General features: G+C 41.5%; 20 protein-coding genes. 1 reads left to right on the forward strand and 19 read right to left on the reverse strand.

The features are described from left to right. The 16 genes from D8837_RS08035 to ybeY form a co-directional block, all read right to left on the reverse strand. Positions 1 to 412, reverse strand: a 412-nt coding sequence (locus tag D8837_RS08035) for an FtsW/RodA/SpoVE family cell cycle protein (protein ID WP_142998999.1), incomplete at its 3' end; no start/stop codon positions are given. A gap of 160 nt (positions 413 to 572) precedes the next feature. Beyond that, entirely contained in the window at positions 573 to 1511 is a 939-nt protein-coding gene (gene prsA / locus D8837_RS08040) for a peptidylprolyl isomerase PrsA (protein WP_125456727.1), read from the reverse strand. A gap of 66 nt (positions 1512 to 1577) precedes the next feature. Continuing rightward, positions 1578 to 2291, reverse strand: coding sequence for an O-methyltransferase (locus tag D8837_RS08045; protein ID WP_125456737.1), 714 nt, complete (start codon positions 2289 to 2291; stop codon positions 1578 to 1580). Position 2292: 1 nt separating this feature from the next. Beyond that, complete coding sequence (gene pepF / locus D8837_RS08050; RefSeq protein ID WP_125456728.1) at positions 2293 to 4095, reverse strand: oligoendopeptidase F; 1803 nt, start codon at positions 4093 to 4095, stop codon at positions 2293 to 2295. 18 nt (positions 4096 to 4113) lie between these two features. Beyond that, on the reverse strand, positions 4114 to 5067 hold the full coding sequence (locus tag D8837_RS08055; protein WP_125456729.1) for a competence protein CoiA: 954 nt from the start codon (positions 5065 to 5067) through the stop codon (positions 4114 to 4116). 71 nt (positions 5068 to 5138) lie between these two features. Beyond that, positions 5139 to 5999: an SAM-dependent methyltransferase TehB gene (tehB, locus tag D8837_RS08060; RefSeq protein ID WP_125456730.1), complete on the reverse strand. Its 861-nt coding sequence runs from the start codon at positions 5997 to 5999 to the stop codon at positions 5139 to 5141. A gap of 14 nt (positions 6000 to 6013) precedes the next feature. Further along, positions 6014 to 6481 (reverse strand): SsrA-binding protein SmpB, encoded by a 468-nt coding sequence (gene smpB, locus D8837_RS08065; protein WP_001051750.1) that lies wholly within the window; start codon positions 6479 to 6481, stop codon positions 6014 to 6016. After that, positions 6444 to 8798 carry a ribonuclease R gene (rnr, locus tag D8837_RS08070; protein ID WP_049488729.1) on the reverse strand — a complete coding sequence of 785 codons (2355 nt, stop codon included), beginning with the start codon at positions 8796 to 8798 and terminating at the stop codon, positions 6444 to 6446. Before rnr ends, smpB begins: the two co-directional genes overlap by 38 nt. A gap of 100 nt (positions 8799 to 8898) precedes the next feature. Continuing rightward, on the reverse strand, positions 8899 to 9132 hold the full coding sequence (gene secG, locus D8837_RS08075; RefSeq protein WP_000282517.1) for a preprotein translocase subunit SecG: 234 nt from the start codon (positions 9130 to 9132) through the stop codon (positions 8899 to 8901). A 39-nt stretch (positions 9133 to 9171) separates the two neighbouring features. Then, positions 9172 to 9321: a 50S ribosomal protein L33 gene (gene rpmG, locus D8837_RS08080; protein ID WP_001809104.1), complete on the reverse strand. Its 150-nt coding sequence runs from the start codon at positions 9319 to 9321 to the stop codon at positions 9172 to 9174. Continuing rightward, a complete protein-coding gene (locus tag D8837_RS08085) occupies positions 9321 to 10520 on the reverse strand; it encodes a multidrug efflux MFS transporter (RefSeq protein WP_125456731.1) in 1200 nt (399 codons plus the stop codon). The genes rpmG and D8837_RS08085 overlap by 1 nt, the downstream gene beginning before the upstream one ends. Further along, complete coding sequence (coaE, locus tag D8837_RS08090; RefSeq protein ID WP_004259526.1) at positions 10507 to 11112, reverse strand: dephospho-CoA kinase; 606 nt, start codon at positions 11110 to 11112, stop codon at positions 10507 to 10509. Before coaE ends, D8837_RS08085 begins: the two co-directional genes overlap by 14 nt. Beyond that, complete coding sequence (gene mutM, locus D8837_RS08095; protein WP_125456732.1) at positions 11112 to 11936, reverse strand: DNA-formamidopyrimidine glycosylase; 825 nt, start codon at positions 11934 to 11936, stop codon at positions 11112 to 11114. The genes coaE and mutM overlap by 1 nt, the downstream gene beginning before the upstream one ends. 48 nt (positions 11937 to 11984) lie before the next feature. Next, entirely contained in the window at positions 11985 to 12884 is a 900-nt protein-coding gene (era, locus tag D8837_RS08100; protein WP_000143264.1) for a GTPase Era, read from the reverse strand. Positions 12885 to 12900: 16 nt separating this feature from the next. After that, on the reverse strand, positions 12901 to 13296 hold the full coding sequence (locus D8837_RS08105) for a diacylglycerol kinase family protein (RefSeq protein ID WP_000378157.1): 396 nt from the start codon (positions 13294 to 13296) through the stop codon (positions 12901 to 12903). Then, on the reverse strand, positions 13277 to 13774 hold the full coding sequence (gene ybeY, locus D8837_RS08110; protein ID WP_000275156.1) for an rRNA maturation RNase YbeY: 498 nt from the start codon (positions 13772 to 13774) through the stop codon (positions 13277 to 13279). Before ybeY ends, D8837_RS08105 begins: the two co-directional genes overlap by 20 nt. A 104-nt stretch (positions 13775 to 13878) precedes the next feature. Here ybeY and pavA point away from each other — a divergent pair, with 104 nt between their 5' ends. Beyond that, a complete protein-coding gene (gene pavA / locus D8837_RS08115) occupies positions 13879 to 15534 on the forward strand; it encodes an Rqc2 family fibronectin-binding protein PavA (RefSeq protein WP_125456733.1) in 1656 nt (551 codons plus the stop codon). 74 nt (positions 15535 to 15608) lie between these two features. Here the strand turns inward: pavA and D8837_RS08120 are convergent, their stop codons facing one another. The 3 genes from D8837_RS08120 to D8837_RS08130 form a co-directional block, all read right to left on the reverse strand. Then, positions 15609 to 16595, reverse strand: a complete 987-nt coding sequence (locus D8837_RS08120; protein WP_185755694.1) for a dihydroorotate dehydrogenase — start codon at positions 16593 to 16595, stop codon at positions 15609 to 15611. Then, on the reverse strand, positions 16558 to 17358 hold the full coding sequence (locus D8837_RS08125; protein ID WP_125456735.1) for a dihydroorotate dehydrogenase electron transfer subunit: 801 nt from the start codon (positions 17356 to 17358) through the stop codon (positions 16558 to 16560). The genes D8837_RS08120 and D8837_RS08125 overlap by 38 nt, the downstream gene beginning before the upstream one ends. 248 nt (positions 17359 to 17606) lie before the next feature. Further along, positions 17607 to 17933: VOC family protein (locus D8837_RS08130; protein WP_125456736.1), on the reverse strand; the 327-nt coding region annotated here is incomplete at its 5' end.

Below are 17933 nucleotides of genomic sequence, written 5' to 3' on the forward strand. Positions count from 1 at the left end.
TAGCTTCTTGCTGTTTAGAAAAATAATTAGCTAAATACCAAATGATAATAATTTTTAAGTACTCAGCAGGTTGAATCGTTAATGGTCCTACAGAAATCCATCCATAAGCTCCATTAACTCGTATCCCAACTAGACGAGCTAAAACTAATAGAATCATTTCAACAAATATAACTAGCCTAATCAGGCTATCATTTCTTAAAAGATCTAATTTAAATTTATAGATGACGACAATTAATATTAAACTAAGTATCCAAAAAAAACCTTGGTTCCGAACCAATTGCAAGGCACTTTTGCCTTCTTGAATTAATGTAGCACTAGTAGTCGAATAAACAACTATTAAGCCCAGAATCGATAACAGTAAGTAAGGAATCAGGATGGAAAAGTTTAACAGATGCCTTTTGCTAATTTTCATATCTCTCACTCTAATACGGATAGAGACCTACTTATCTCTAAATTCCGTTTATTTTCTAGTTTTGATTGCTATTATACCATTTTTTCCGAAAGAAAAAAACTCTTACCCTTAAGATAGAAGATTTTCTCATAAGAAAAAGAGCACTTGGCTCTTTTCTGTTTTATTNTTTTGAAGAACTACTTGAGCTTGAATCGCCACCACCGATATATTGGGTAAAGATATTTTGGAAGGCTTGGTCTTTAACCTTGATATTGGCTGCTTGCAATTCTTTTCCGACAATACTTTGAACAAATGATGCATCATTTTGTTTTTGAGTCAAGATAACAGTTTTCAATTTTTCTTTGTAGTCATCGATATTAGATGACTTTTCTGTTTTCTTAATGAGTTTTACAATGTAATATTGACTGCTGTATGCTTGAGTACCAGTAGCTGTAATGACATCAGAAATGCCGTTAACATCCAAGGCAAAAGCTGCTTTCTTAACTTGATCTGGTACTTCTGTTGAAGCTGAATCAAAAGTGATTTCACCACCATTCGCTTTGGTTTTCTCATCAGTTGAGTTATCTTTAGCTAATTGAGCAAAGTCTGCATCACTAGCCTTAGCTTTTTCAAGAATTTCTTTAGCCTTATCTTCATTATCAAAACGAATAATTTGAGCAGTTACGTCCGGAGTATAATTCTCAAATGCTTTCTTATACGCTTCATCAGTTAATTCAGCTTCTGCAGCCTTTTTAACTGCAAATTCAACTAATTTACTTGTACGAATTTGTGCTTTACGTGTTTCAAGAGTCATACCTGATTGTGATAAGACACGTTGGTAATTCTCACCATATTGTTTTTCTTCTCCAGAAATGATATCATCGATTTCTTTGTCATCTACTTCTGAGCCATATTGTTTCTCAAATACTTTCTGGATGGTCAAATTTAACAAAACTTGTTGAGCTGAAGGATTGCTCTTCACTTGCTCATAAAATTGATGTTCTGTGATGACATCCCCTTTCATGCTGATAAGGTCTGCACCTTCTGAACCTTTCGAACAAGCTGCTAAAGTTGCTACTGATAATAGTGTAATGGCACCTGCCAATAGTTTTTTCTTCATGTCTACTCCTTTGAGATAAGTGTTACCCTATCTATTTTACTATATTTTCTTAAATTTTTCTGAAAATCATTCGCTGTCAGTCAATTGAACATCTGCTACATTTTTACGAAGCATGAGAATGCCGTCCCCCAGAGGTACTAATGTTGCGGTGAGTCCTGAATTGTCTAAGGTTGCATCAAATAGTCTTTGAAGTCCTCTGTAAATAGTTCGCTGACCTCGACGAACTTCCATAATGTCCTTGGCAACATCACCACCTTGGAAAATATCATCCAAGACAACCACACCTCCAACATCCAAATGTTTGAGGATTTCTGGCAGAAAAACGATGTATTTAGACTTGGCTGAATCCATAAAGACGAAATCATAGGACTCTGTCAAGGTAGATAAGACATCTACCGCATCTCCTTCTAGGAGCGTAATTTGCTTGCGACTGTCAAACTGGGCGAAATTTTCCTTGGCAAATCCAATCATCTCTGGATTGCGGTCAATGGTTGTAATCTTTGCCTTTGGAACATGTTCCGCCATCAAGAGGGCTGAAAAACCGATAGCCGTCCCAATTTCCAGAATGTTTTTAGGTTGTATGGTTTCCATGAGAAAACGGAAATAAGCAACCGTTTCATGGGGAATAATGGGAATATTTTCCTTACGGGCAAAGTCTTCCAATTCTTTCAAAGATCCTGTGACTTGCTTTTGGCGCTGACGCATCAAGTCTACAATTTCTTCCTTGACGACAGGGCGACGCATGTTATGGTTGGCATTTTTACTATACGATTCAACCATCTTATGCCAATCCCAATTTTTCAACAAGGGCTTCAAACTCATTCAAACGACGTTCGAAGACAGCAAAGGCATCGTTTAGGTAATCTTCCTTCTCCATATCAACACCAGCTTTTGTCATGACATTAAGTGGATAGTCAGACTTACCTGCCTTGAGGTAGTCGATATAACGGTCACGGTCTTCTTGACTACCATGGACAATCTTTTCAGCCAAAGCTGAAGCTGCTGCAAAACCTGTTGAATATTGGTATACATAGTAGTTATAGTAGAAGTGTGGAATACGTGCCCATTCGTATTGGATTTCAGGATTGTCTTCCTTACTCAAACCATAATACTCTTGGTTCAAGTCTGCGTAGAGTTTATTTAGGAAATCGCTTGTCAAGACCTCCCCGTTTTGGTCTGCTTGGTGGATCGCGTGTTCAAACTCAGCAAATTGAGTTTGGCGGAAAACTGTTCCACGGAAACCGTCTAGGAAGTTATTGAGAATAGCAAAGCGCGTTGCATCATCTTCCACTTCTTCCAATAATTTCTCCGTCAAGATATTTTCATTGGTAGTTGATGCAATCTCAGCCAAGAAGATAGAATAATCTCCGTAAACATAAGGCTGCGTTTCACGAGTATAGCTGGAATGCATACTATGACCTGTTTCATGAACAAGGGTAAAAAGATTGTCTAGATTGTCCTGCCAGTTAAGAAGCATGAAGGCATTGGTATCGTAAGAGCCACCAGAGTAGGCACCTGAACGCTTGCCCTGATTTTCGTAAACATCAATCCAACGCTCCCTGAAGGCACGTTTAACACGGCTCAAGTAATCCTCACCCAAGACCGCCAAGGCATCTTCTGCTTTTTTCAAGGCTTCTTGGTAGGTAAAACTATACTCAACAGATGAAAGCGGTGTGTAGACATCGTACATCTTGAGGTCTGAAATCCCCAAAATCTTTGAACGAAGCTCAAGGTAACGATGCAAGAGGGGCAAATGCTTGCGAACTGCTGCTACCAAATTGTCATAAACACTTTCTGGAACAAAATTTGCTGCAAGGGCTGCATGACGAGCACTCTTGTAGTTGCGAACTTTTGCACGATAGTTTTGAACTTTAACATTTGTTTGTAAGGTTTTAGCATAAGTATGTTGGAATTGCTCATAAGTTGCATAAAGAGCTTGATAAGCACCACGACGCACCTCACGATTTTTAGACTCCATCAGACGTGTGTAAGTCCCATGAGAGAGCTGCACTTCCTTACCATCATCGTCGAGGACATAAGGGAACACAATATCCGCATTGTCCAAGATAGCGAAGGTTTCACTTGCCGAACCAAAGATTTCCCCAGCTCCAGCTAATAATTCTTCTTCACGTTGTGAAAGAACGTGTTCCTTGCCTTGCAAAAGCTTGTCAAAATAGTGTTGATAAACCTGCAATTTTGGTTGAGCTTCTAAAAAGTCAGCATACTGCTTTTCGCTGATTTCCATAAATTCAGGTTCATAGAATGAAAAAGCTTGGTCTAGCTGGCTGTAGAGAGTCATTGCCTTGGCATAGTACTCTTGGTACTTGGCTTCACGTGTGTCCTGGTCATTTTTCATATGAGCATAAACGTAAAGCTTCTCCATTTGGCGTTCCATTTCAAGAGAAAATTCAGTAATTTCTAGTAGGCTATCCGCACTATCCAAGAGATGACCTTCATACTGGGCTACTTTCTCCAATTGTTCTGTTAAATCTTTTAAGGCTTCTTCCCAAGCCTGGTCAGTTGGGTAAATTGTTGATAGATCCCATGTATCTTTTTCATTTATTTCATTTCTTTGTAATACCATTAGATTCCTCCATCCTTTCTATTTTACCATATTTTTCAAGAAATATTGCTGATAAAAGGCTGGTGGATAAAGCTTTTGCCAATCATTTTGAGGATTTTGTTGATAATAGGTTTGAAAATACTGATAATAGCGAATCAAATCTTGCTCAATTTGGCAAAAATCACCTACTAGTGGTCGAATTTGTGGATACCATTCTTTTAGTCCATAAGTCAGGAGATTTTCTCCCTTTTGATATGCTTCTGCTTGTTCTTTCATCCAAAAAGGATTTTGATAATACAGTTGTTGCCGGATATAGCGACAGATGTCCTTGTCCTGGGAAACGGTAAAATGCGATATTTTTTGTTTCTTATAGGGAAGACGTAATATCTCCAGTAGACTACCGTGACCATAGGGAAATTCCTTAATCTGATAATGGAGTTTCCCGCGAAGATCTTGGTGAATCAGGTATTTGAGTCTTAAAACTTGTTTTTCCTTGTCTAATTCCCAAATATAAAAGCCCATATTTTGACTGAAATAGAGAAACCCTTGTTGCAGACGAGTCAACCGCTCCTTGAGCCACAGTTTTTGACCCAGCAACCACAGTACTTGGTAACCCTGACTACGATAGCCCTCACTACGCTCTTTAAGAACTTTCTGAGGCAAGGGACTACACTGAACTTCTAGAGCTAGATTTCCATTTACAAATACATCCGCAATCTGTTTAAGCTCTGGAAGAGGGTATTCTAATTGTACCTCTGCCTCTTTTTTCAACCACTGATAGAGGACTTCCTTATTTGCCAAGTGTTCTGGGCTTTCATTTTCAAATGAAAAATCACAGTCTTTTAGGGATTTGTGGGCAAAATGGGTCCGTACACTTGATCCTTGACGCAAACGGAGCTGGCCTCCACAAGCTGGGCAGGTGTATGCTTGCTTCTCAAGTTTATCCTCTAACACATTTACCAATTCTCCCCTAGCATCTCTCGCAACAAACATGATTTCTCTCCTTTTCTATATTATTCGTAAAAAAGAAAAAGATCAGGAAATTTCCTAATCTTCATTCATGTTTATTTGATTTTTTTAGCTAGCATGGTCGCAAAGCGTAGTTGAATACGATTGCCATTCTCGTCGCGACGGTGCAAATGGCCTGGATTTTCATTGTACTTAACCAATTCCCATTCCTTGTAATAGTCTGCCAATTCCCCTTCTTTAAAGGTAAATGGGAAGTTCACAGAGCAAGGGTAATCTTCCGTATCCATGGCACAAACGATAAGATTATAACCACCGACCGTGGTATGCTCCTGCATATTTTTGATAATTGCAGGAATGCAGTCTGCTTGCAAAAACATCAAAACAACTGTCGATACGATGAAATCATACACTTGCCCAATGCTAGCTGAATTGATATCGTAAAGACCAACAGGCATATCTAGGTCTTCCTGCTCAACAATGCTTTGCAAGATTTCAAGGGCCAGTTCATTTTGATCTACAGCTGTCACATCAAAACCTTGCTGGGCTAGAAAGAGTGCATTACGACCTTGACCACAGCCCAAGTCCAAGGCTTTCCCTGGTTTTACTGTCTGCATTGCCTCTAGGACCTCTGAATGAACAGGATTGGTATTGTATTTCTTAGGAAAATAATCCTCAGGTTTACAATAAAACTCCAAATACCATTCCACATCGTCTGTAGCAGCCTCTACTCGGTGCCAGGCTTGTGGTTGTGCCATGGGATTGTCGGCTCCTGCTTCAAAGAGGTGCTCAGCTAAAACCTCACCATCTTCTGTCAATTCAATAAACTTGAGAGCTCCCTTCAAGACAGTAATTTTCCCCCAAGTCCCAACCTTGGTATTGTGCTTTTGCTGAACAGCCTCTGGCATGGTCTCTTTAGTCCACAAAGGCATGCGTTTATAGGCAACTAGTTTTTCCATCTTCATTCCTCTTTTTATCGCTGATTAACAGCTTTCATCACGCGCGCAATATCGCGATTCTGCTCACGACGTTTGATAGACTCCCGTTTGTCATAGTCATGCTTCCCTTTGGCAAGTCCTAAAAGAAGCTTGGCATAGCCATCTTTGATATAGACTTTAAGGGGAACCAGAGTCATTCCTGTCCCTTTAGTCTCTTGTTCCAACTTTTGGATTTGCTTCTTATGGAGCAGGAGTTTGCGACGACGTTCTGGTTCCTGGTTCCAGATATTGCCCTCTTCGTAAGGAGCGATATGAACATTGCTCAACCAGACTTCTCCATTTTTTACTTGGGCAAAGCCATCCTTGAGATTGATTCGAGCTGCTCGCACACTCTTGATTTCAGTTCCAGTCAGGACCATCCCTGCCTCTAGCGTATCTACGATTGTATAGTCGTGACGCGCCTTTTTATTTTGTGCGACGACCTTTCCCTCGCCCTTTGCCATGTTTGGCTCCTTTCTTAGCTACTTCCTTATAAAAAGGTTTCTTTCCTTTTTTCTTCTTGTCTTTTTGTGAATGCTTACGTTTATCATTTGAGCGTCCTGATTTTCTCTTGTCTTCCTTCTTCTCTGAACGACGATTTGAACCACGCCCTCTGTCTTTGCGACCAGCTTGTTTCAAGCCTTTTTCAATCACATCAAACTCACTTGGGATGTAAGAGAAGTCAATTTCACCCGTCATCTTGTCGGCTCTTTCAACTCGGATACGGATTTGCTGACCTACACGGAAGGTTATACCCGATTTCTCCCCACGCAGGGTCAAATCACGCTCATTGAAATGATAAAATTCAGGTAAATTAGTGATGTGAATCAAGCCTTCAACCGTGTTTGGCAATTCAACAAAGAGACCAAATTTGACGATACTGGACACAACCGCATCATACTCTTCACCAACGTATTCTTCCATGTACTCAGCCTTTTTCATAGCTTCGACCTCACGTTCTGCCTCGATGGCACGACGCTCACGGTTGGAAGACTGGGTCGCAATCTCTGGAATCACTTGCTCAAAATGCTCGGCTATTTCCTTAGAACGACCATAGTCACGAATCATACGGTGAACAAGAAGGTCTGGATAACGACGAATTGGGCTGGTAAAGTGAGTGTAATAGTCGGCAGCAAGTCCATAGTGGCCATGATTGTGCTCTGAATAGCGAGCCTGCTGCATGGAACGGAGAAGCATCATGGACAATACATCCGCATAAGGTTCTCCCTCAACAGTACGCATGATGTCTTGAAGTGCCTCCTGGCTAATCTCACTGGCAGTCCCATAAATGCGCAAGCCAAAACTTGAAGCATAATCAATAAACTTCTGAACCTTTTCAGCCTTTGGCTCTTCGTGAATTCGATAGATGAAAGGCAAATCCAACTTGCTGAAATGCTCGGCAACTGTTTCATTGGCCATCAACATAAAAGACTCAATCATGCGCTCGGCAATACCACGCTGACGAAGAACAATATCAACAGGCTTACCTTGTTTATCCACTAAAATCTTAGCTTCATTGGTGTCGAAATTGAGGGCACCACGTTTCACACGCATGTTTTCTAGCCTTTCATGAAGCTTGGCCATAAGCTCGATACTTGGAACAATTTTCTGATACTCTTGTCTCTTTTCCTCGTCGCCAGCTAGGATATCATTGACATCGCTATAGGTCATACGAAAACTTGTCTTGATAACCGTTTGTGTGATAGTATAGTTGACCACACGGCCATGCTTATCAATCTCCATAATGGCAGATTGGGTCAGACGGTCAACTTGAGGATTGAGGGAACAGATACCATTTGACAGTCGTTCTGGAAGCATTGGCACCACTCGGTCTGTCACATAGACAGAAGTCGCGCGGTTAAGGGCTTCCTTGTCAAGGGCAGAACCCTCAGTCACATAGTAGGAAACATCTGCGATATGAACACCAAGCTCCAGATTTCCATTTTTCAAGGCCTTGATATGCACCGCATCGTCCAAGTCCTTGGCATCCGCACCGTCAATGGTAAAGGTAATCTCATCTCTCAAATCCAGACGACCTTCCATATCTTTTTGAGACGGAACATCAGGCACACTTTCTGCTTCCTTGATAACAGCTTCAGGAAACTCGGATACAATGTCCATTGATTCCAAAACCTCAAGAACATCAATTCCGACATCCGTTGAATGACCCACCACATCGAGGACACTAGCGACAAAGAAATCATGTTTCTTGCTTGGGTATTTATCGATAAAGACCTTGAGAACTTCTGTTCCCTCTAGTTTAAGGGCTGGTTTCTTAACATAGATCGGTTGGCTGATTTTCTGGTTTTTCGAACGGATGTAGCCTGCATACTTAGGCTTTTCCTGATCTAGAACGATTTGACCGACAACGGTTGTCAAACTGTGTTCTAAGATATCAATAATTTTTGCTTCGGCAGCTATTCCCTTGTTGCGGTCAGCGACTTTTTTGATGACGACCTCAACGGCATCACCATCAATAGCATAGTTGACATCATTTTTCCCTACAAAAAGGTCGTCCTCCTCGCCTTCCAGACTAACAAAGCCAAAGCCATTTTTATGGGCATGAAAAACCCCCTTGAGAGTAATCTCATGTTTTTTCTTGACTTCCAAAGTCAAAGTTCCATCTTCTTCAAAGCGAATCTGGTGCTTTCTTTCCATTAGGGACAAGGTTTTAATCAACTCACGAAAATCCTTGGAACCGTCTTTTTCCAAAGCCTGAGCCAAGTCATTGACAGTTACCTTTCCCTTGTCTTGTAAATATTCTTTTATTCTATCTTTCATATTTTCTTTCTAGATTTTTTATTTTCTTTTACTGTAAAACCTTCTCAAATATCTTTTAAAAATAAAAAGAGGCAAAGACCTAGTCCTGCCCATTATTTTCTTATCTACTTGATAATACCGTCAATGCTAAGGCAATGGCCAGCCAGAAAAAGACTAAAATCCCTGTCAAACGCTGCATTACAGCTTCAAAACCGCGTGCTTTACTGCGTTCAAACAAATCACCTGAGCTGGCATCAAATACATTGCTGGATTGGTTTTTGGTTGGTTGCATGAAAATTGCAATCACAATCACAACAGATAATACTAATAAAATGGTTAATAATAGGTTATACATATCAAACTCCTTAAAATCCCTATTATTTTACCATAAAATCTACTTAGATTCAAGATGTAGGGTTACTTTTCTTTCCTTGGGACAATACTTTAAAACCTCAATCTTGTCTGGATGGGTTTTTGAATTTTTACTGGTTAGGTAATTGATACTGCCACAAGAGGAGCATTTGAGATTAATTTTTACTCGCACTAGATTTCCTTTACTTTTAATAATGTTCGAAATTGAAGAAGGTTAAAGAGACAACTAAAGGCAACACAAAGGCTTGTCGCATAAAAGACTGCATGGTAGCCAAATTGACCTGCTACTGCAGAACCTGCCATAGGCCCAACGACACCCCCCAGATAAAAGAATACCTGATTAAAGGCAAAGACCCTCGAAATACCAGATTTGGGAGTCATTTTGCTGAGTAGCGCATTGACCCCAGGTATCAGCGCACCGGTTCCCAGGCCAAAGAGGAAACGATAAAGGCCTAGTTGAAGGGGGCTAGAGGCATTGGCACAGAGGAGATAGATGATGACTGAATAAAACTGGGCTACAACCAAGAGGCGATGGTTGCCCACCTTGTCACCTAGCTTTCCCATGACTCCTGCACTCATCATACTGGAAAATCCCATACTGGATACAATCAAACCAGATACAAAAAGAAGATTCTCTGTCTGGCCTAAGTCGCGTACATACAGAGCTAAGATAGGGCCGATTGATTGGGCTGAAAATTGGATGACAAAACTGGTCAGAAAGAGGTTGACCAAAAGATAGGGATATTTAACTGATGTAAATAATTCCTTTGTTGGGATGGCCTTTTCCTTGGCTACTGGTTGAAAATCTTCCTTGATAAAGCAAATAGTCAAAACAGCGGCTAAGAACAGAAAACTACCAACCAGTAAGAAAACAGTACGAATTCCAAATAATTCTGCGATAAAGCCACCAATAAAGGGACCAGTTAGAGTACCTGCAACTACGCCTGTAGACAAAGTACCTAAGGCAGAGCCTGATTTCTCCTTGGGAACCTGACTTGCTATCAAGGCTGTGGCATTAGGAACAAATCCTGCAAATATACCGTTTAATAAACGAAGAAAGATTAACCAATAGATATTTGGTACAAAAGCCAATCCCCCCATAGTAATGGTCATGGCCATGCCTGCTCGAATCATCATGGGTTTTCGACCGTATTTGTCAGCAAGAATACCCCAGATAGGAGAAAAGAGCGACGCAGAAATAGCAGAGACAGAAATAGCTAAGCCTGCATAAAAAGCGACTTGCTCACTCCCTACACCTAGATTTTCCACAAAGATGGGCATAAAAGGCACAACTAAGGAAATACTGGCTCCTGTCAGAAAATTACCAAACCAGGCAATGCGCAGATTATCCTTCCAGTTAATCTCTGTCATCTTGCCTACCTCCCTCAATCAGGGAGAACACCTGAGTAAGAAGCTGGTCTTGATTTCCATTGTTGTTTAAAACATGGCTGGCCAAATCTTTCTTTTTCTCTAAAGGCCACTGGGCTGCCAGACGAGACTCGGCTTCATCTTTGGACAAGTGGTCCCTTTTCATTAAGCGTTCTACTTGGACATCTCGGTTCACATAGACCAACCAAGTCTCATCAAACCAAGAGACGTAGTCCTGCTCAAAAAGTAGGGGAATATCCATGAAGAAAATCTCTTCTGTCTGAGCCAACTGGTCTCTCAACGTAGCTAGTTCCTCACGGATAATCTTTCCTTGGATTTGCTTAGACCATTCTCGTTCTTCAGGATTTGAAAAGATAAGACTAGCTAGGAGAGGGCGATTAAGTTCTCCGTTTTCAAGGATGATTTCTTGCCCAAAGTGCTGGACTAGAGCCTGAAACAGACGACCACCAGGTTTCTGTAGTTGGTGGACGACTGCGTCGGCATCCACTACTTGAAAGCCTTGCTTTCTTAGAAAATTTGTCACAGTTGACTTACCAGAGGCAATTCCCCCAGTGATTCCAATGATTTTTCCCATCAGCCTCTCCTTTGGCACTGAGGACAAAAGTGAGTTCCTCGTCCGCCTAGTTGGATTTTCTCAATGATGGTGCCACAACGAGAACATTCTTGACCAGCCTTGTCATAGACCTGATGAAAATCTTGCATGGTTCCATCTTCCCCAAAGGCATTGGTATAGGTCCGAATGGTTGATCCACCTTTTTCAACAGCCTGTCCCAATACAGCAATGGTCTGGTCATGAATAGCTGTCGCTTCTGCTGCTGTCAAAGTCTGGGAAGGTCTAGCCGGATGAACCTGAGCTCGCCAGAGAACCTCATCCGCATAGATATTGCCAAGGCCAGCTACCAAGGTTTGGTCTAATAAGTGAGATTTGATAGGCTTTTTAGATTTGGATAGAGCAGCTTTAAATATCTGTAAATCAAAGTCTTGTTCGCTTGGTTCAGGACCTAATTTTTTAGAAATAAAGTAAGCGTCTAAAAGGTCAGGAACCAAGAGTTCCATAGTACCAAACTTGCGAACATCCTCATAAACAAGCGTGCCACCATCTTCAAACTGAAAAAAAACATGGGCATGCTTGCGTTCAGGTACTTGGTCTGGATAGTAAAAATACTTGCCCTCCATGCGCAAATGGGAAATCAAGACCTTGTCAGTCAGGTAGAAAATCAAATATTTGCCCCGACGTTCCATTGACTCAACAATCTGACCAGGCACTTCCTTTTGAAACTCGTCCAAATCCGTCTTAATCATCTTGGGATAGCGAATATCAATGCTAGAAATCTTCTTACCCAGAATCAATTTTTCTAAGCCACGACGAACGGTTTCAACCTCAGGTAATTCAGGCATAAGTCCTCCTTCTGTAAAAACAAGAAGCAGGCATGAGCCCACCTCTACTTAGTATTCTTTTTCATTATAGCCAAAGTCAGCTAAATCTAGCTTTTTATCGCGCCAGTTTTTCTTGACCTTGACCCAGGTTTCTAGGAAGACCTTGTCTCCTAGCATGAGTTCAATATCACGACGGGCCATGCTACCAATTTTCTTAAGCATAGCGCCACCTTTACCGATGATAATCCCTTTTTGGCTATCGCGCTCGACCATGATGGTTGCACGGATATGAACCTTGTCTGTCTCTTCATCTCGTTTCATAGAATCCACTACTACTGCAACAGAATGCGGAATCTCTTCACGAGTTAGGTGCAAGACTTTCTCGCGAACCATTTCTGAAACCAAGAAACGCTCTGGATGGTCTGTGATTTGATCAGACGGGAAATATTGGAAACCTTCATCTAGATTTTCACTCAAAATATCCACAAGACGAGAGACGTTATTCCCTTGAAGAGCTGAGATTGGAACGATTTCCTTAAAGTCCATCTGATTTCGGAAATCATCAATCTGAGACAAAAGCTGGTCTGGATGAACCTTATCGATCTTATTCACCACCAAAATCACAGGAACCTTGGCAGCCTTAAGACGCTCGATAATCATATCGTCCCCCTTACCACGCGCTTCATCCGCAGGTACCATGAAAAGAACGGTGTCCACTTCGCGAAGGGTACTATAGGCAGACTCAACCATGAAATCTCCGAGAGCTGTTTTAGGCTTGTGAATCCCTGGTGTGTCGATAAAGACAATTTGCTCCTTATCAGTCGTGTAAATTCCCATGATTTTGTTGCGCGTTGTCTGCGCCTTGTCACTCATGATGGCAATCTTTTGCCCCATGACATGATTTAAAAAAGTTGACTTCCCAACATTGGGACGTCCTAAAATGGCTACAAAGCCTGATTTAAAAGTCATAATTTCCTCTTGCTATTTAAAATAATAAATCCCAGATTCGTGGGAGAAAAATCAATGCGCCTGTTAAGGCTGCGAAAAGAGAGACCACTAATACCGCGCCAGCCGCCATATCCTTGGCATTTTTAGCCAGCATGGAAAAGTGATAGTGACTGGCCAAATCTACCACATTTTCAATAGCAGAGTTGATAATTTCAAAAGCTACTACCAAGAAAATGCTCAATAGGAGAAAGAGCCATTCGATTCGTGACACCTGAAAAACAAAACCTGCAAGGATGACTACAAGAGCCGTCACTGCATGTTTTCGCATATTGCGTTCTTCCTTGATAGCAGTAAAAATTCCTGTGATGGCAAATTCTAAACTGGATATCAGGTCACGATTTTTCCATTTTCGTTTATTGTCTTGTGAGTCCATAGGCTGTCAAAATTTCTTCTTGTAAACCGAACATCTCCGCTTCTTCTTCCGGAGTGTAGTGATCATAGCCGTTGATATGTAAAAAGCCGTGTACTGCCAAGAAGCCCATCTCACGCTCAAAGCTGTGGCCATATTCCTCGGCCTGCTCATGAGCCTTATCAATAGAGATGAACAATTCCCCAATATAGGCATCAAACTCAGACATCATCTCTGCTAATTCTGGATTTTCAAGCAAATCTTCTTCGTCAAAGGCAATTTCCAACTCTGGTTTATACTCGAGGCTGATGACATCTGTCGGACGGTCGGTGTCACGATACTCCAGATTGAGTTCATGACTACGCTCATTGGTCACAAAGGTAACTGCCATCTCCTTGTCTTCTTTTCCTAATTTTTGGGCTGCAAATTCCAAAATCTCTTGGGTTTGTTGCAACATTTCTTTTGAAACTTGACCAGTTTCATCTACCATTTCAATATACATGTGCTTCTCGTTTCTCTTTACTTGGCTTTATTATACCACATTTCCATGATTTTATTCTACCTTTTTGATATAATACTATGGAATACAATCACAAGGAGAGAACGATGTCATTTGACGGATTTTTTTTACACCACATGGTTGAGGAATTGCGAAGAGAATTAGTGAATGGTCGCATTCAGAAAATCAATCAACCTTTTGAACAAGAGTTGGTCTTGCAAATCCGTAGCAATCGCCAAAGTCATCGCCTGCTCCTTTCTGCCCATCCTGTTTTTGGACGCATTCAGCTGACCCAAACGACTTTTGAAAATCCTGCCCAACCTTCTACCTTTATCATGGTTTTGAGAAAATATTTGCAGGGTGCCCTGATTGAGTCGATTGAGCAAGTGGAAAATGACCGTATTGTAGAAATTATAGTTTCCAATAAAAACGAGATTGGAGACCATATTCAGGCTACCTTGATTATCGAAATCATGGGGAAACACAGTAATATTCTACTGGTTGATAAAAGTAGCCACAAAATCCTCGAAGTCATTAAACACGTCGGTTTTTCACAAAATACCTACCGCACCTTGCTGCCTGGGTCTACCTATATCGCTCCGCCAATTACGGAATCTCGCAATCCTTTTACGATCAAGGACGAGAAACTCTTTGAAATCCTGCAAACACAGGAAATGACAGCTAAAAATCTTCAAAGCCTCTTTCAAGGTCTGGGACGCGATACGGCAAATGAATTGGAAAGGATACTGGTTAATGAAAAACTTTCCACTTTCCGAAACTTTTTCAATCAAGAAACCAAGCCATGCTTGACTGAGACTTCCTTCAGTCCAGTTCCTTTTTTAAATCAGATGGGAGAGCCTTTTGACAGTCTTTCTGATTTGCTAGACACCTACTATAAGGACAAGGCTGAGCGCGATCGTGTCAAACAGCAAGCCAGTGAACTGATTCGCCGTGTTGAAAACGAACTTCAGAAAAACCGCCACAAACTTAAAAAACAGGAAAAAGAGTTACTGGCGACAGACAATGCTGAAGAATTTCGCCAAAAAGGAGAATTGCTAACAACCTTTCTCCATCAAGTGCCTAACGACCAAGACCAGGTTATCCTGGACAACTACTACACCAACCAACCGATCACGATAGTGCTTGATAAGGCCTTGACTCCCAATCAGAATGCCCAACGCTATTTCAAACGCTACCAGAAACTCAAAGAAGCTGTCAAATACCTGACTGAACTGATCGAAGAAACCAAGTCAACTATCCTCTATCTGGAAAGTGTAGAGACTGTTCTCAACCAAGCTGGACTAGAAGAAATCGCTGAAATTCGTGAAGAATTGATTCAAACAGGATTTATCCGTAGACGACAACGGGAAAAAATCCAGAAACGCAAAAAACCAGAGCAATATCTGGCTAGTGATAGTAAAACTATTATCTATGTTGGACGTAATAACCTGCAAAATGAAGAGCTGACCTTTAAAATGGCCCGCAAGGAGGAACTTTGGTTCCATGCCAAGGATATTCCTGGAAGTCATGTTGTCATCTCAGGCAATCTTGAACCATCCGATGAAGTCAAAACAGACGCAGCAGAGCTGGCCGCTTACTTCTCTCAAGGTCGCCTGTCAAATCTCGTACAGGTAGATATGATTGAAGTCAAAAAACTCAATAAACCAACTGGTGGAAAACCCGGTTTTGTTACTTACACAGGACAAAAGACCCTCCGTGTCACACCCGACCCAGAAAAAATCGCATCCATGAAAAAATCCTGATTTTACTTGAAATCAGGATTTTTAACTTATTTCCTTAACAGTCTGAAAACAATCAAGAACAGATTGATTGCAATTTACCTCAGAGACTCTTTTACTTCCTTGCGGAGATTTTCTAAACTGCTGATACCATATTTATCCATAACCTTTGGTAAATTTTCGATAATATCAGGACAGGCATATGGATTGGTAAAGTTGGCTGTTCCAACTCCAATAGCAGATGCTCCAGCCAGATACATTTCTAGGGCAGCTTCAGCCGAATCCACTCCCCCCATTCCAATGATAGGCAGGTCTGTTGTTTGGGCGACTTGGCGGATGAGTTTGAGGGCTACTGGAAATACTGCTGGACCAGACATTCCACCTGTTCCATTGGCCAAGATTGGTTTTCTGGTTTTGAGGTCAAAGCGCATTCCAACTAGAGTATTGATCATGGTTAAGCCACTTGCTCCCGCATCTTCTGCAGCTTTTGCGACAGTAACGATATCGGTCACACTAGGGGTTAATTTGACATAAACTGGTACATCTGATGCCTCTACAGCTGCCTTTACTACATCATAAGCCAAATCTGGATCTTGACCAATCAAAAGTCCGTGATTACAGTGATCTACGTTGGGACAAGAAATATTGAGCTCAATAGCCTTTACATTGGCTGCCTTGGAAATACCATGAGAAACAGCTGCATACTCTTGTTTTGAAAAACCAGCTACATTGGCGATAATAGGAAGATTTGGATACTCTCTTTCCAGCCAAGGTAGCTTTTCAGCCAAAACAACCTCCAAACCCGGATTTTGCAAGCCAATTGCATTGAGCATACCAGCGGGTGTCTCTGCCACTCTTGGAGTTGGATTGCCAAAACGGGCTTCAAGGGTTGTCGCCTTAATCATAATAGAACCTAAAAGGTCTAAATCATAGTACTTGGCATACTCTTGTCCAAAACCAAAACAGCCTGATGCTGGAATAATCGGATTTTTCAAATCCAAGCCTGGTAGAGAAACTTGTAAACGATTTGTAGTCATGATTTTCTCCTTATAATACAACTGTTCCTGTGCAGAAAACAGGGCCATCTTCACAGACGCGTTGGCTGACCGTCTCGTTTTCTGGCACTTTTAGGACACAGGCATAGCAAGCCCCCATCCCACAAGCCATACGAGATTCCAAAGATAGATAGGCTCTTGGGTGGTCATAAAAGGTTTGATTGATATACTTCATCATTCCTGGAGCCCCACATGAGTAAACAGCATCAAACTGACTGTCTAAATCCTTGATGACTACAGAAACATTTCCCTTAATACCATAAGAACCATCATCTGTCGTTACAAAGACCTGACCATATTGAGCCAATTCCTTTTCGAGAATAACAGCATCCTTATTAGCAAAACCGAGAACTGTCACTACTTTCACACCACGCGCATGCAATTCCTTGGCTACTTCAAGCAAGGGCGGAACACCAATCCCACCACCAACAAGGAGTACCTGGCTCTGCTCATCTAGATTAGATAAGTCAAAACCATTCCCCTGAGGTCCCATCACATCAAGAGTATCTCCCTGACTTAAGGTTGAGAAAATAGCTGTCCCAGCTCCCTCAATCCGATAAATGAGATGACACTGCTTGTTTACCTTATCAATAGACGAAATTGAAATAGGACGACGTAAGAGATGGGCATCATCGGGAACACGCAGATGAAGAAATTGGCCTGCTCGCATAGCTTCAACCATTTCTCCTTCTAGGACTAATTCAAAGATTGCTGGCGCGATTTCCTCCTGTGCAACCACCTTCATGGTTTCCAAACGAATTGCACCCAAACGTTTCTTACATGTGGGGTTCATGACTTTTCCTCCTTAAATTTTAAGGGGACCAGATAAAGAAAAGACCTTGCTAGTGCAAGGCCTCAGTTAAAATCGTACAACAGAAGAGAGCACACTCAAAAAGTCTCCTCTAGAAAATTGTACTATTCTTTTATCTGACACCTTGTGAGTCTCTCTGGACTCCCCTTAAAGGTTAAATTTTTACTAGTATACTCTTTCAGCTAAAAAAAGTCAAGTAGAAAACGAACATTCTACTTAACCTCACGAGATTATTTTTCACGAATGACTTCGACCTTGTAGCCATCAGGGTCTTTGACAAAGTAATAGTTAGGCGCAGTTCCTGGTAGGCCATTTGGCTCAGTCACTTCATAGCCTTTGGTGCTATGCTCTTGATGAAGCGCCTCAAGATCAGGTGTACTTAGGGCGATATGGGCAAATCCATCTCCAACCACATAAGGACCATGATCGTAGTTATAAGTCAACTCCAACTCATAGTCGTCACCCTCAAGACCTAGATAGACAATCGTGAAGGCATGGTCTGGAAAATCTCTGCGACGCAATTCTTTAAAACCAAAAGCATCTTGATAGAATGCGAT

This window comes from Streptococcus mitis, from assembly GCF_003942965.1.
GTDB lineage: Bacteria > Bacillota > Bacilli > Lactobacillales > Streptococcaceae > Streptococcus > Streptococcus mitis_BH.

Excerpts from the sequence above, each read along its gene's own strand:
- D8837_RS08045 (WP_125456737.1), bottom strand. The coding sequence starts at position 2,291 with ATGGTTGAATCGTATAGTAAAAATGCCAACCATAACATGCGTCGCCCT.
- pepF (WP_125456728.1), bottom strand. The coding sequence starts at position 4,095 with ATGGTATTACAAAGAAATGAAATAAATGAAAAAGATACATGGGATCTA.
- D8837_RS08055 (WP_125456729.1), bottom strand. The coding sequence starts at position 5,067 with ATGTTTGTTGCGAGAGATGCTAGGGGAGAATTGGTAAATGTGTTAGAG.
- tehB (WP_125456730.1), bottom strand. The coding sequence starts at position 5,999 with ATGGAAAAACTAGTTGCCTATAAACGCATGCCTTTGTGGACTAAAGAG.
- smpB (WP_001051750.1), bottom strand. The coding sequence starts at position 6,481 with ATGGCAAAGGGCGAGGGAAAGGTCGTCGCACAAAATAAAAAGGCGCGT.
- rnr (WP_049488729.1), bottom strand. The coding sequence starts at position 8,798 with ATGAAAGATAGAATAAAAGAATATTTACAAGACAAGGGAAAGGTAACT.
- secG (WP_000282517.1), bottom strand. The coding sequence starts at position 9,132 with ATGTATAACCTATTATTAACCATTTTATTAGTATTATCTGTTGTGATT.
- D8837_RS08085 (WP_125456731.1), bottom strand. The coding sequence starts at position 10,520 with ATGACAGAGATTAACTGGAAGGATAATCTGCGCATTGCCTGGTTTGGT.
- coaE (WP_004259526.1), bottom strand. The coding sequence starts at position 11,112 with ATGGGAAAAATCATTGGAATCACTGGGGGAATTGCCTCTGGTAAGTCA.
- mutM (WP_125456732.1), bottom strand. The coding sequence starts at position 11,936 with ATGCCTGAATTACCTGAGGTTGAAACCGTTCGTCGTGGCTTAGAAAAA.
- era (WP_000143264.1), bottom strand. The coding sequence starts at position 12,884 with ATGACTTTTAAATCAGGCTTTGTAGCCATTTTAGGACGTCCCAATGTT.
- D8837_RS08105 (WP_000378157.1), bottom strand. The coding sequence starts at position 13,296 with ATGGACTCACAAGACAATAAACGAAAATGGAAAAATCGTGACCTGATA.
- ybeY (WP_000275156.1), bottom strand. The coding sequence starts at position 13,774 with ATGTATATTGAAATGGTAGATGAAACTGGTCAAGTTTCAAAAGAAATG.
- pavA (WP_125456733.1), top strand. The coding sequence starts at position 13,879 with ATGTCATTTGACGGATTTTTTTTACACCACATGGTTGAGGAATTGCGA.
- D8837_RS08120 (WP_185755694.1), bottom strand. The coding sequence starts at position 16,595 with ATGGCCCTGTTTTCTGCACAGGAACAGTTGTATTATAAGGAGAAAATC.
- D8837_RS08125 (WP_125456735.1), bottom strand. The coding sequence starts at position 17,358 with ATGAACCCCACATGTAAGAAACGTTTGGGTGCAATTCGTTTGGAAACC.